Annotated in this window: 12 protein-coding genes; 4 read left to right on the plus strand and 8 right to left on the minus strand. The window is 54.5% G+C overall.

Features of this window, described 5'->3' with window-relative positions; genetic code table 11:
* The 4 genes from ACLJQD_RS08220 to ACLJQD_RS08235 form a co-directional block, all read left to right on the plus strand.
* Window positions 1-429 (plus strand): sodium ion-translocating decarboxylase subunit beta (locus tag ACLJQD_RS08220; protein ID WP_031612365.1); only part of this gene is annotated, 429 nt, incomplete at its 5' end.
* A 108-nt stretch (window positions 430-537) separates the two neighbouring features.
* A complete protein-coding gene (locus ACLJQD_RS08225) occupies window positions 538-1,236 on the plus strand; it encodes a triphosphoribosyl-dephospho-CoA synthase (RefSeq protein WP_017441912.1) in 699 nt (232 codons plus the stop codon).
* 379 nt (window positions 1,237-1,615) lie between these two features.
* Window positions 1,616-2,695 (plus strand): FecCD family ABC transporter permease, encoded by a 1,080-nt coding sequence (locus ACLJQD_RS08230; protein ID WP_017441913.1) that lies wholly within the window; start codon window positions 1,616-1,618, stop codon window positions 2,693-2,695.
* Window positions 2,695-3,471 carry an ABC transporter ATP-binding protein gene (locus tag ACLJQD_RS08235; protein ID WP_001214710.1) on the plus strand — a complete coding sequence of 259 codons (777 nt, stop codon included), beginning with the start codon at window positions 2,695-2,697 and terminating at the stop codon, window positions 3,469-3,471. Before ACLJQD_RS08230 ends, ACLJQD_RS08235 begins: the two co-directional genes overlap by 1 nt.
* Window positions 3,472-3,561: 90 nt before the next feature.
* Here the strand turns inward: ACLJQD_RS08235 and gpmA are convergent, their stop codons facing one another.
* From gpmA to modE, 8 genes are all read right to left on the minus strand, one after another.
* The gene (gene gpmA, locus ACLJQD_RS08240) at window positions 3,562-4,314 is read right to left on the minus strand and encodes a 2,3-diphosphoglycerate-dependent phosphoglycerate mutase (protein ID WP_000301554.1); all 753 of its coding nucleotides are present in this window, start codon (window positions 4,312-4,314) and stop codon (window positions 3,562-3,564) included.
* 223 nt (window positions 4,315-4,537) lie between these two features.
* Window positions 4,538-5,578, minus strand: a complete 1,041-nt coding sequence (gene galM, locus ACLJQD_RS08245; RefSeq protein WP_000931428.1) for a galactose-1-epimerase — start codon at window positions 5,576-5,578, stop codon at window positions 4,538-4,540.
* Window positions 5,572-6,720 carry a galactokinase gene (galK, locus tag ACLJQD_RS08250; RefSeq protein WP_001049364.1) on the minus strand — a complete coding sequence of 383 codons (1,149 nt, stop codon included), beginning with the start codon at window positions 6,718-6,720 and terminating at the stop codon, window positions 5,572-5,574. The genes galM and galK overlap by 7 nt, the downstream gene beginning before the upstream one ends.
* Window positions 6,721-6,722: 2 nt before the next feature.
* Complete coding sequence (galT, locus tag ACLJQD_RS08255) at window positions 6,723-7,769, minus strand: galactose-1-phosphate uridylyltransferase (RefSeq protein ID WP_000187473.1); 1,047 nt, start codon at window positions 7,767-7,769, stop codon at window positions 6,723-6,725.
* 10 nt (window positions 7,770-7,779) lie between these two features.
* The gene (gene galE / locus ACLJQD_RS08260; RefSeq protein ID WP_001265465.1) at window positions 7,780-8,796 is read right to left on the minus strand and encodes a UDP-glucose 4-epimerase GalE; all 1,017 of its coding nucleotides are present in this window, start codon (window positions 8,794-8,796) and stop codon (window positions 7,780-7,782) included.
* Between the two features lie 222 nt (window positions 8,797-9,018).
* Entirely contained in the window at window positions 9,019-9,927 is a 909-nt protein-coding gene (locus tag ACLJQD_RS08265) for a DUF2167 domain-containing protein (RefSeq protein ID WP_017441914.1), read from the minus strand.
* A gap of 170 nt (window positions 9,928-10,097) precedes the next feature.
* Window positions 10,098-11,573: a molybdate ABC transporter ATP-binding protein ModF gene (modF, locus tag ACLJQD_RS08270; protein WP_017441915.1), complete on the minus strand. Its 1,476-nt coding sequence runs from the start codon at window positions 11,571-11,573 to the stop codon at window positions 10,098-10,100.
* A 67-nt stretch (window positions 11,574-11,640) separates the two neighbouring features.
* On the minus strand, window positions 11,641-12,429 hold the full coding sequence (gene modE, locus ACLJQD_RS08275) for a molybdenum-dependent transcriptional regulator (RefSeq protein WP_001147416.1): 789 nt from the start codon (window positions 12,427-12,429) through the stop codon (window positions 11,641-11,643).
* Window positions 12,430-12,512 lie beyond the last annotated feature (83 nt).

Consider the following 12,512-nt stretch of genomic DNA (forward strand, 5'->3'; position numbering starts at 1 on the left):
TTTGGCAATCTGATGCGTGAAAGCGGCGTGGTGGAGCGTCTGAGCGACACGGTACAGAACGGGCTGATTAATATCGTGACCATTTTCCTCGGGCTGTCGGTAGGCGCGAAGCTGGTGGCGGACAAGTTCCTGCAGCCACAGACGCTGGGCATTCTGCTGCTGGGGGTGGTTGCCTTTGGTATCGGGACGGCGGCCGGGGTACTGATGGCGAAGCTGCTGAACCTGTGCAGTAAGAACAAAATCAACCCGCTTATCGGTTCAGCCGGGGTGTCGGCGGTGCCGATGGCGGCCAGGGTGTCGAACAAGGTGGGCCTGGAGTCGGACCCGCAGAACTTCCTGCTGATGCACGCGATGGGCCCGAACGTGGCGGGGGTGATTGGCTCGGCGATAGCCGCCGGGGTGATGCTGAAGTACGTGCTGGCGATGTAAATCTGTTCCTTTCCCGGAGGCGGCGCGTTGCGCCTGTCCGGGCTACCGGATTGCAGCCCGGACAGATGCGCAGCATCGCCTCCGGGAATGTCCCATAAGGAGACTTTGATGAATGAAACCATAGCATTTCGTCCGGAAGGCCGGGCATCGATAAAAGATGTGGTTGTCAATTATACGCTGGCATCACTGGACGAGCTTGAACAACTGCACCCGGCGCTGAATCTGCTGGCGCACCCGTCAATCGTCCGTGGCAGCCATGATTTCTTTGTCCGTTGTTATGACGCGGGCGTACAGCATGCGCAGGCCGGGGCGGCTGAAACGGTAGCGGTTTTGCCTGATTCGCTGCCACAAGAACGGCAAAGGAGCGGGCTGCTGTGTGCCGCAGCAGGTCGTCTGGATGCCCTGCGCCAGCCGCTGACGCACAATCGTTTATGTGACCTGGCCAGTCAGTTCTGTGCTGGCATGGCAGATGTTGACAGCGAAACCCGCAGCGGTTTTTATACCGTGCGCAGCATATCGCTGCCGGTTTACCGGCGGCTGTTGCGGGATCAACATTCTCACGGTGTCTGCCTGCAGCAGGCTCTGCTGCACCTGCTGGCCTGGAAGAGCGATTCTCCCTGGGCGCGGCAGCAGGCGCAGCGGCTGCTCTGGCAGGGCGGCGTGCTGGGCGATAAAGGTGAGTTTGCGCTTATGACGCTGGATGATGAACTGCGGGAGCGCCAGATTGAGTGGCCCGGGCTATGGTCGCTGCTGGCCGTCACCGGGTTTCTGGCGAAATTCCCTGCCGGACCGATATTTGCTGACTGAAAAATGAGGACTGCTGACAATTATCTATTGTGTTGGCATTTCTGCGAGAGGCAGCTAGCGCTTTGCCTGACTTACGAAATGAGAATATCAACAGATTACGTACTTTTTGTAGGTCCGTGGTTGGAACATTGCCACCTGGTTACACGTTGTCAGCAGCCTCAAGCGTAGATGGCTCCACGCTTTTTTTGTCTATGGAAAACCCCCAGCCAGGCCCTGTCTCTTGATCAGGAGATCTGATCAAGAGACAGGGCTATGCCGGAGGATATTTATTGGAAACCGATGAGATAGGCCACCGTGTCATCAATCGAAATATAAATAAATATATAACGAAATAATTCGGCGCTATAATTCTCTTCTGATTAATAACGTAGCCCGAACCATGACCTGTCAGGACAAATCACTTTTAGCCCCCGCTCTCGCTTCCACGCCCATCATTCCGCGCTATCGCCAGATCATACGCAAACGGGCTGTGCTCATGTTAGCTATTGCGTTGGCGATGATGGCTTCACTGATGGTGGATGTAACCTGTGGGTCTTCTGGTTTACCGCTCAGTGCGCTATGGCAGGCGCTTTTTCAACCGGAAAAGGTGAATGCGGGCATACACGTTATTGTCTGGGATATTCGTTTACCCTATGCCCTGATGGCCCTACTGGTGGGCATGGCGTTAGGGTTAGCGGGCGCCGAAATGCAAACCATTTTAAATAATCCGCTGGCGACGCCGTTTACCCTTGGCGTATCGTCCGCAGCGGCTTTTGGCGCTGCGCTGGCGATTGTGTTGGGGATCGGTATTCCCGGTATTCCTGCCGCCTGGTTTATCCCGGCCAATGCGTTCATCTTTGCGCTTTTATCCGCGTTACTCCTGGACGGTATTACCCGTTGGACAGGCGTCGCCGCATCCGGAGTGGTGTTGTTCGGTATTGCGCTGGTATTCACCTTTAACGCGTTGGTCGCCATTATGCAGTTTGTGGCTGATGAAGATACGCTGCAGGGGCTGGTATTCTGGACGATGGGGAGCCTGGTCCGCGCGTCGTGGGAAAAATTGGGCGTACTGGCCGTGGTGTTTATTGCTGTGCTTTTTTGCGCGTTACGAAGCGCCTGGCAACTTACGGCATTACGTCTGGGCGAAGAGAGGGCGATGAGCTTTGGGATTCATGTCCGCCGTTTACGCCTGCTGTCATTGTTGCGTATCAGCTTGTTATCAGCGCTGACGGTAGCTTTCGTCGGGCCGATTGGTTTTATTGGTCTCGTTGCGCCGCACATTGCGCGAATACTTTTGGGGGAAGATCACCGTTTCTACCTTCCGGGCAGCGTGCTGATAGGCGGGCTGGTGTTATCGCTGGCCTCTATTGCGGCGAAAAATAGTATTCCGGGCGTTATGGTGCCGGTGGGGATTGTCACCTCGCTGGTCGGGGTTCCGTTCTTTTTAAGCATTGTATTGCGACATCGGGGGAGTCTCTGATGCGCGGGTTAATGCTCCGCTCATTTAGCGCCGGCTATTCCACTCAGCCGGTTATTGCAGATCTCAACGTTCCCTTACTGCCGCGCGGGAAAATTACCATTTTGCTGGGGCCGAACGGCTGTGGTAAATCGACGTTACTACGTTCGCTGGCCGGGCTGAATAACGCCGACGGCGAGGCGCTGCTTGATGGCGAAGATCTCATGTCGTTATCGTTTGCCGAGCGGGCGCAGAAAGTTGTGTTTTTGCCGCAGTCATTACCGCAGGGCGTGCATCTGCATGTACTGGAGTCGATTATCGTGGTACTGCGGGCATCAGGCGGCAGAGACAATGCGCAGGGCAGAGCGCAGATACTGGCTATCCTTGAGCAATTGGGCATAACGCATCTGGCGTTGCAGTATCTCGACCAGCTTTCCGGCGGTCAGCGGCAGTTAGTGGGGCTGGCGCAATCGCTGATTCGTCGCCCTGAACTTCTGTTGCTGGATGAGCCGCTCAGCGCGCTGGATTTAAACTATCAGTTTCACGTAATGGATCTCGTGCGTCGGGATACCCAGGCGCAAAATAGGGTGACGATAGTCGTGGCGCATGACATTAATATTGCACTGCGTCATGGTGACCATGTCCTGATGCTAAAAGACGGCAGGCTGGTCGCCAGCGGCGCGCCGGAGACGGTGATTACTGCGGAGCGTCTGGCTGAAGTGTACCGGGTACGAGGACGCGTGGAGCGCTGTTCGCAGGGTAAATTGCAGGTGGTGCTGGACGGCGTGATCGCTGTTTAAGACATATTGCCTGATGGCGCTGCGCTTATCCGGCCTACCCATTGCTCGTAGGCCGGATAAGGCAGTTATACCGCCATCCGGCAAAGGTGATTACTTCGCTTTACCCTGATTCGCCACGGCAGCCGCTTTCGCAGCGATCTCGTCAGCGTTGCCCAGATAGTAATGTTTGATCGGCTTGAAGTTTTCGTCGAACTCATACACCAGCGGCACGCCGGTCGGGATGTTTAACTCAAGAATCTCATCTTCACTCATGTTATCCAGGTATTTCACCAGCGCACGCAATGAGTTACCGTGAGCGGCGATGATCACGCGCTCACCGCTCTTCATACGCGGCAGGATGGTGTCGTTCCAGTAAGGAATAACGCGGTCGATGGTCAGCGCCAGACTTTCGGTCAACGGCAGCTCTTTCTCGCTCAGTTTGGCATAACGTGGATCGTGACCCGGATAACGCTCATCATCTTTGGTCAGTTCCGGCGGCGTCACGGCAAAACCGCGGCGCCACTGCTTAACCTGCTCGTCACCATATTTTTCTGCCGTTTCCGCTTTATTCAGCCCCTGCAACGCGCCATAGTGACGTTCATTGAGTTTCCAGGATTTTTCCACCGGCAGCCACGCCTGATCCAGTTCATCCAGTACGTTCCACAGCGTATGGATAGCGCGTTTCAGTACGGAAGTGTAGGCAAAATCAAAGCTGAAACCTTCTTCTTTTAGCAGTTTACCCGCTGCTTTTGCTTCGCTTACGCCTTTTTCAGACAGGTCAACATCATACCAGCCGGTGAAACGGTTCTCTTTGTTCCATTGACTTTCACCGTGACGTACCAGAACCAGCTTAGTTACAGCCATACTCTCACTCCTATAAATCATATGTAATGATAATAATTCTCATTATATTGCCGCGAGATGTTGGCGGCAATGCTTACGCATAACCATAGCGAAAATAGTGGCGCAGTGTAAGGTTCTTGTGAACTCAGAGTTGCGATTTTGTCTTTAAGTGGTGGAGGTTTGAGCAGGGCAATGGCGCGTAGGCCCGATAAGCTTGCGTCATCGGGCATGTAGCGGCATATCGTTAGAACGGAATAAACTGATACTCGGTCAGGCTGGCGTACTCCTCGCCAGGGCGAAGGATACAGTCAGGCTGCGGCCATTCAGGATGATTCGGACTGTCCGGCAGCAGTTCGCTTTCCAGCGCCAGCCCTTGCCAGTCGGCATAAGGTTCCGGCCCGCGGGAAGGTGTACCCGCCAGATAATTGCCGGAATAAAACTGTAACGCCGGGGCGGTGGTGTAAACCATCATTTGTAGCTTTCCATCCTGTGACCACAGACGGGCCGCCGGCTTTTTGCCATCACCCTGCGTCTGTAGCAGGAAAGCATGATCGTAGCCTTTAACCTTGCGCTGATCGTCATCGGCGAGAAATTCACTGGCAATGACTTTTGGCATCCGGAAGTCAAACGAGGTATTGGCTACCGATTTTAGCCCCTGGCGTGGAATACCGGATTCATCTACCGGCAGATACTCATCCGCCAGAATTTGCAGCTTATGCTGGCGCACGTCGGTCCGATCGCCGTCCAGATTAAAATAGACGTGGTTGGTCAAATTCACCGGACAGGGTTTATCGACCGTCGCCCGGTAGGTGATGGAGATTCTATTGTCATCGGTCAGACGATATTGCGCCGTGGCGCACAGATGGCCAGGAAAGCCCTGGTCGCCGTCATCAGAGGTGAGCGCGAATAATACCTGGCGATCGTTCTGGTTCACAATTTGCCAGCGGCGCTTGTCAAAGCCTTCCGGTCCGCCGTGTAGCTGGTTCTCGCCCTGGCTTGGGCTTAACTGTACGGTTTCGCCGGCAAACGTATAGCGGCTATTGGCGATACGGTTCGCGTAACGGCCAATAGAGGCGCCGAGGAATGACGTCTGTTCAGGGTAGTGTTCCGGGCTGGCGCAGCCCAGCAATGCTTCCCGAACGCTGCCGTCAGACAGCGGAATACGGGCGGAAAGAAGAGTGGCTCCCCAGTCCATCAGCGTTACCACCATCCCTGCGCTGTTGCGCAGGGTTAGCAGGCGGTACGGTTGACCATCGGGGGCCAGTGCGGGCGTTTCATTTAGCACTGTCCTGCTCCTTGTGACGGTTTGCATACATAAAAGGTTTCTTTGATTCCGGTTTTCGCTTCGTACTGTTGCGCAACGGCCTGCTGCACAGCGGGAACCAGATCTTCCGGGATCAGCGCGACAACACAGCCGCCAAAGCCGCCGCCGGTCATGCGCACGCCGCCTTGATCGCCGATGGTCGCTTTGACAATGTCTACCAGCGTGTCTATCTGCGGGACGGTAATTTCGAAATCATCGCGCATTGAGGCATGGGACTCCGCCATCAGTTGGCCCATACGTTGCAAATCACCTTTCTCCAGCGCGCTTGCCGCTTCAACGGTGCGCGCATTTTCGCTCAATACATGGCGAACGCGTTTTGCGACTACCGGGTCCAGTTCGCTGGCGACGGCATTGAACGCCTCAAGGCTGACATCGCGCAGGGCTGGCTGCTGGAAGAAACGGGCGCCGGTTTCGCACTGTTCACGGCGGGTATTATACTCGCTGCCCACCAGCGTGCGCTTAAAGTTACTGTTGATGATCACCACGGCGACACCTTTCGGCATGGAAACCGCTTTGGCGCCGAGCGTACGGCAATCAATCAGCAACGCATGATCTTTTTTGCCGAGCGCAGAGATGAGCTGATCCATAATGCCGCAGTTACAGCCGACAAACTGGTTCTCGGCCTCTTGTCCGTTGAGCGCAATTTGCGCGCCGTCCAGCGGCAGGTGATAAAGCTGCTGGAAGACGGTGCCCACCGCCACTTCCAGCGAAGCGGAGGAGCTTAACCCGGCGCCCTGCGGCACATTGCCGCTGATGACCATATCCACGCCGCCAAACGCGTTGTTACGCTGTTGCAGGTGTTTCACTACGCCGCGCACATAGTTAGACCACTGCTGGCTATCGTGGGTCACGATCGGCGCATCCAGTGAAAATTCGTCCACCTGATTGTCGTAATCGGCGGCAATCACCCGTACGGTACGATCGTCGCGCGGCGCACAGCTAATTACGGTCTGGTAATCAATAGCGCAGGGCAGAACAAAACCATCATTGTAATCAGTGTGTTCGCCGATCAGATTGACGCGGCCTGGCGCCTGAATCGTGTGGGTGGCAGGGTAGCCGAAAATTTCAGCAAACAGCGCGCGCGTTTTCTCTTTCAGATTCATTTTTATACTCCGGATTCGCGAAAATGGATGTCGCTGACCGCGCGCAGGCGTTCAGCCGCTTGTTCTGCGGTTAAATCACGCTGGGTTTCCGCCAGCATTTCATAGCCGACCATAAATTTACGGACGGTCGCAGAGCGCAGCAGCGGCGGATAAAAGTGTGCGTGCAACTGCCAGTGTGCGTTTTCTTCACCGTTAAACGGCGCGCCGTGCCAGCCCATTGAGTAGGGGAAGGAACACTGAAACAGGTTGTCATAACGACTGGTCAGCTTTTTCAACGCCAGCGCCAGAGAGTCGCGCTGCTCGTCGCTTAAATCGGTAATGCGCAGGACATGCGTTTTGGGTAACAGTAGCGTTTCGAACGGCCACGCCGCCCAGTAAGGCACCACCGCCAGCCAGTGTTCGGTTTCGACCACGGTGCGGCTGCCGTCCGCCAGTTCTCGCTGGACATAATCCACCAGCATTGGCGAGCGCTGCTCGGCGAAGTAGGCTTTTTGTAAACGATCTTCGCGTTCGGCCTCATTCGGCAGGAAGCTGTTGGCCCAGACCTGGCCATGCGGATGCGGGTTCGAACAGCCCATCGCCGCGCCTTTATTTTCAAAGACCTGCACCCACGGATAGGTTTTGCCTAACTCGGCGGTCTGCGTCTGCCAGGTTCTGACGATTTCCGTCAGCGCGGGCAGGCTCAACTCCGGCAGCGTTTTACTGTGATCGGGAGAAAAGCAGATCACGCGGCTGGTGCCGCGCGCGCTCTGACAGCGCATCAGCGGATCGTGGCTGTCCGGAGCATCCGGCGTGTCGGCCATCAGCGCCGCGAAATCGTTAGTAAAGACGTAAGTCCCTTTGTAATCGGGATTTTTATCGCCGGTGACACGCGTATTGCCCGCACACAGGAAGCAGTCGGGATCGTGGGCCGGCAGCATTTGCTGAGACGGCGTTTCCTGCGCCCCCTGCCAGGGGCGCTTTGCGCGATGCGGCGAAACCAGAACCCACTGGCCGGTAAGCGGGTTATAACGGCGATGCGGATGATCGATGGGATTAAATGGGGTCATAACAACGTCCTTAATCTGGGTATCCCTGCGGATGGCGTGACTGCCAGTGCCAGGTGTCCTGCGCCATTTCGTCAAGCGTGCGGGTGACGCGCCAGTTGAGCTCGCGATCGGCTTTGCTGGCATCCGCCCAATACGCCGGGAGATCGCCGTCGCGACGCGGCGCGAAGTGGTAATTAATGGGTTTACCGCAGGCTTTACTAAAGGCGTTGACCACATCCAGGACGCTACTGCCGACACCCGCGCCGAGGTTATAAATATGTACGCCGGATTTGTCCGCCAGTTTTTCCATCGCCACGACGTGCCCGTCGGCTAAGTCCATAACGTGAATGTAATCGCGTACGCCGGTGCCATCCTCGGTCGGGTAATCGTTGCCGAAAACGGCGAGCGATTCGCGACGACCCACGGCGACCTGGGCGATATAGGGCATCAGGTTATTCGGAATACCTTGCGGATCTTCTCCCATGTCGCCCGACGGGTGCGCGCCGACCGGGTTGAAATAACGCAGCAGCGCAATACTCCACTCCGGCTGGGCTTTTTGCAGATCGGTGAGGATCTGTTCTACCATCAATTTACTTTTGCCGTAGGGGCTTTGCGGCGTGCCGGTAGGAAAACTTTCGACGTAAGGAATTTTGGGCTGATCGCCATAAACGGTGGCGGAGGAGCTAAAAATAAGGTTTTTAACGTTGGCCGCACGCATGGCGCTGACCAACCGCAGCGTACCGTTGACGTTGTTGTCATAGTACTCCAGCGGTCTGGCGACCGATTCGCCGACGGCTTTCAGGCCGGCAAAGTGAATCACGGTATCAATCGCGTGATCGTGCAGAATTTCGGTTATAAGCGCTTCGTTGCGAATATCGCCTTCGACAAAGGTCGGGTGCTTACCGCCCAGACGTTCAATAACGGGCAGCACGCTGCGCTTGCTGTTGCAGAGGTTATCGAGGATGACGACGTCATGACCATTTTGCAGCAATTGTACGCAGGTATGACTTCCAATGTAACCGCTACCACCTGTAACCAATACTCTCATAATTCGCTCCGTTAAGCCTATGGTATGGAATAACCATAGCATAACAAAGATGCGAAAAGTGTGACATGTAATAAATTAGTGGAATCGTTTACACACTGGTGATTTTACGCATTTATATCAATTAAATGATTACAAATCATCTGGCTTGAGAATGCTTCTGCTTTTTATCCGAAAAAAAGGCGCGTTACGCGCCTGGGAATGAAACGGACGGGGCAGGAGCTGTCAGTCTTTTTTACGCGAGAGTAGCTTCCTGGCGAGCGCCCCGACAGCGACGACGCCGATGGCGGTCACTTTCCAGAATTTAAGCAACGCGATACCGAGCATAGCAAGCAGTCCTACTTTCTTGGCCGCGATACCGCCAATCAGCGCGGCGAGCCCATACTCCGCTATTTTGTCCGTTGATTCGTTGAAGTCAGCGTAGCGTTGTCCAGCGTTGAACTTGACGGAACTGAGAATTCTTTTCGCCAGAGGGATTTCATGGTCAACAGAACCTCTGTCGGTCACCAGATTTAAAGAAAAATAGCCTTCACGTCCCAGCAGATAGGTGTTGTAGTTCACGCCTTGTTCATTCAGTGGTTCGTTGGTGCCGATATCCTGGATGGCGGCGGACCAGATCAGACGATGATTGGTTGCATCGTAGGTAGGCTTCTCGATCCAGCCAATAATTTCTATCGGCTCAATGCCTTTTGCAATACGATCTTTATTCGCTTCTTTTGTGCCTTTGCGCAGGTTATCCATTAATTCATCGGCATCCCAGTTTTTTGCATCATCATCTTTTACATAACCAGAATCATCATATTCGATAGAAATAAATCCATTCATTTCCTTTTTAAATACGAGGCCGTAAAAATATTCATCGTCAACATAGTTACCAATTTCACGCATAAATATCGCCGCTTCTTTTGCGGGTATCCAGGTAAATCCTTCCGGCAGATTAAGCGTGGCTTTATCACCTAAACTAATCTTTGTCGGACCCGCAACGGCGGCGCGACTCATGCCTTCAACAGCGACCTCAACAGCGGTTTTACGCGCTTCCTGCGCAGCGGTCGGCTTTTGCTCAGCATAACTGCTGGGGCAAAATAAAATAGCTGCCAGTAAAAATAGTATTATTTGTGGAAAACGAAAAGCCATAATGAATCCCTTATATTCACATACGACATCATTGTCGAAAATTTCAGGATTATTATGACAATGAGGCGGTCAGCGATTCAAGAGATAGTAAGCTTATCGACCGTTATTATTATTCTTAATAAAAGGAGAGTGGTTCCAGAATGGCGCGCGGCGCCATTCTGATAATACATTTAATTATTGCATCGTCCGGAAACGTACTTATAACGTTCGCCATCTGGTACAAATTCCAGCCGGTGGGTAATACAGGCAGGCGCATCCTCTGCATGATGGGAAACGAACAGCAGTTGGGTCTCTCCCTGGCGAATTAATACATCTACAAAACGGCGTACCAGTTGGCGGTTCAGCGGGTCCAACCCTTGCAGCGGCTCATCCAGAATCAACACTGTCGGATGTTTAACCAGCGCGCGCACGATTAGCGCCAGCCGCTGCTGTCCCCAGGAGAGACTGTGGAAGGGGGCATCCGCCGTACGCTTATCGATTCCCAGAATATCCAGCCACTGTTGCGCCAGTTTTCGTTGCCTGTCTGAAACGGCCAGGTAAATGCCGATAGAATCGAAATAGCCGGAGAGAATGACATTGCGTACCGTGGTACTGACGCGGTAATCCAGATGTAAACTGCTGCTGACGTAGCCGATATGTTTTTTGATATCCCAGATTGTTTCGCCGCTTCCTCGCCGCCGCCCGAACAGCGTAAGATCGTTGCTGTAGCCTTGCGGATGATCGCCAGTAATAAGGCTAAGCAACGTAGACTTACCCGCTCCGTTAGGACCGACGATCTGCCAGTGTTCGCCTGGATTTACTCGCCAGCTTAGGTGGTGGAGGATAGGGCGATCGTTATACGAGACTACGCCATCGTTAAGTACGATCCGTGGTTCGCCATCGGGTAACGCATGGCGGGCGGAAGGTTCGTCCGGTTCGGGTAATTGTACGTCGGTCAGACGCTCGCTGTGCGCGAGTTGAGCGACCAACGCCCGTTGCAGTAACTCTGTCGTCGTTCCGGTCTCCGCCAGCGTACAGTCGGCAAGCACGCCGGCAAACTGCACGAAGTCCGGGATTTCATCAAAACGGTTGAGTACCAGCGCCAGGGTCATACCCGCCTGGTTCAACGCCGTCAGGCGTTGCGCCAGTTGTTGACGGGCGGTCACGTCAAGCCCGTCGAACGGTTCATCAAGGATCAATAACTCCGGCTCAGACATCAGCGCCTGACACAGCAGCGCTTTTCGCGTCTCGCCGGTAGAAAGGTATTTAAAACGCCTGTCGAGTAAAGCGGAAATGCCGAACTGCTGCGCCAGCATCGCACAGCGGGCAGGATGGTGAACTTCATCCTGAATAATTTCCGCGGTAGTGCGCCCGGTATCGTCTTCGCCAGGACTGAGCATATCGGTGTTATTACGTTGCCACTCATCGCTGACCAGCTTTTGCAATTGTTCAAAGGACAGACGAGTAATGCGGGTAAACCGACACTGGCGCTCGCCAGTTAATAACGGCAGTTCACCCGCCAGCGCGCGGGCGAGCGCCGACTTCCCGCTCCCGTTAGCCCCAACGAATGCCCAGCTATCGCCCGCATTGAGCGTCAGCGAATCCAGATGAAGTGTTTTTGTATCGCTCAGACGAAACGTGCCTTGCGAAATTTGCAACGATGACATTTTGCATCCCATTTTTTGCAGCGATGAATGACAGGGATACGTCTTTCGGCAACGGATGTCAATGTGCTTAGCACAACGTTGCAATAATCACTCTGTCCGCATTAAACCAGGCAATCACGTCATCGCCTTCCTTTAACGTGGCGGCATCCGCAGTCGGTATCGTGGCGCACAGCGTCTGGCCGTCCGGCAGCGCCATCAACACTTCACACTGTTCCGCGCCGCGCTCGATATGGCTGATCGTTCCCGACAACTGATTGTCAGCGGCGCGCGCAACGGCTGCATCCCGGGTAATGCCAACCCACGGCGCTTTTAGCAGGATCAGCACTTCTTTTCCCTCCTCCAGGCCGAGACGCTCGCCGCTTTGCGCCGTCAGCGCGACTTTGAGCCGCGTTTTGCCGTCGGCCAGCAGCACGTCGACATGCTGTTGCACCTGATCGCGATCGCGGGCGGTAATGGTGCCGAACCACTGATTTCGGGCGCTGGTTTGCAGTGAAAAGCGGGAGATAGCGGCCAGCAGACTGTCAAGCGGCAGGGCGTCATCGTCGCTTAACACATCGAACGCTTTTTGCTGAATTTGGCCCAGCAAATCGTAAAGCTGGATCAGACGCTGACCATAGCGGGTTAATACCGCGCCGCCGCCGCCTTTGCCGCCTGTTGCGCGTTCAACCAGCATATGTTCGCTAAGCTGGTTCATGTCGTTTATCGCATCCCAGGCGCTCTTATAACTGATTCCCGCGTCTTTCGCGCCCTGACTAATCGAGCCGGAAAGCGCAATGTGTTTCAGCAGAGAGATACGTCGGGGATCGGCAAAAAGCTTTTGCTGAAGTTTCAGGGTAAGAAGGATTTCGGCCTGCATAACCAGCTCCTGGTAAAAAGACTATTGTGACTGAAAAGCGCGTCAGCGCAAAGCCGACCGCACAAAAGGGGAGTGCTTTTCTG

Source organism: Salmonella sp. SAL04214, assembly GCF_046550615.1.
GTDB lineage: Bacteria > Pseudomonadota > Gammaproteobacteria > Enterobacterales > Enterobacteriaceae > Salmonella > Salmonella enterica.

Bases quoted from the DNA above. Each gene is read 5' to 3' on its own strand.
- gpmA (WP_000301554.1), bottom strand. From the start codon at position 4,314: ATGGCTGTAACTAAGCTGGTTCTGGTACGTCACGGTGAAAGTCAATGG.
- galT (WP_000187473.1), bottom strand. From the start codon at position 7,769: ATGACCCCATTTAATCCCATCGATCATCCGCATCGCCGTTATAACCCG.
- ACLJQD_RS08235 (WP_001214710.1), top strand. From the start codon at position 2,695: ATGCGCGGGTTAATGCTCCGCTCATTTAGCGCCGGCTATTCCACTCAG.
- galE (WP_001265465.1), bottom strand. From the start codon at position 8,796: ATGAGAGTATTGGTTACAGGTGGTAGCGGTTACATTGGAAGTCATACC.
- ACLJQD_RS08225 (WP_017441912.1), top strand. From the start codon at position 538: ATGAATGAAACCATAGCATTTCGTCCGGAAGGCCGGGCATCGATAAAA.
- modE (WP_001147416.1), bottom strand. From the start codon at position 12,429: ATGCAGGCCGAAATCCTTCTTACCCTGAAACTTCAGCAAAAGCTTTTT.
- modF (WP_017441915.1), bottom strand. From the start codon at position 11,573: ATGTCATCGTTGCAAATTTCGCAAGGCACGTTTCGTCTGAGCGATACA.
- ACLJQD_RS08230 (WP_017441913.1), top strand. From the start codon at position 1,616: ATGACCTGTCAGGACAAATCACTTTTAGCCCCCGCTCTCGCTTCCACG.
- ACLJQD_RS08265 (WP_017441914.1), bottom strand. From the start codon at position 9,927: ATGGCTTTTCGTTTTCCACAAATAATACTATTTTTACTGGCAGCTATT.
- galK (WP_001049364.1), bottom strand. From the start codon at position 6,720: ATGAATCTGAAAGAGAAAACGCGCGCGCTGTTTGCTGAAATTTTCGGC.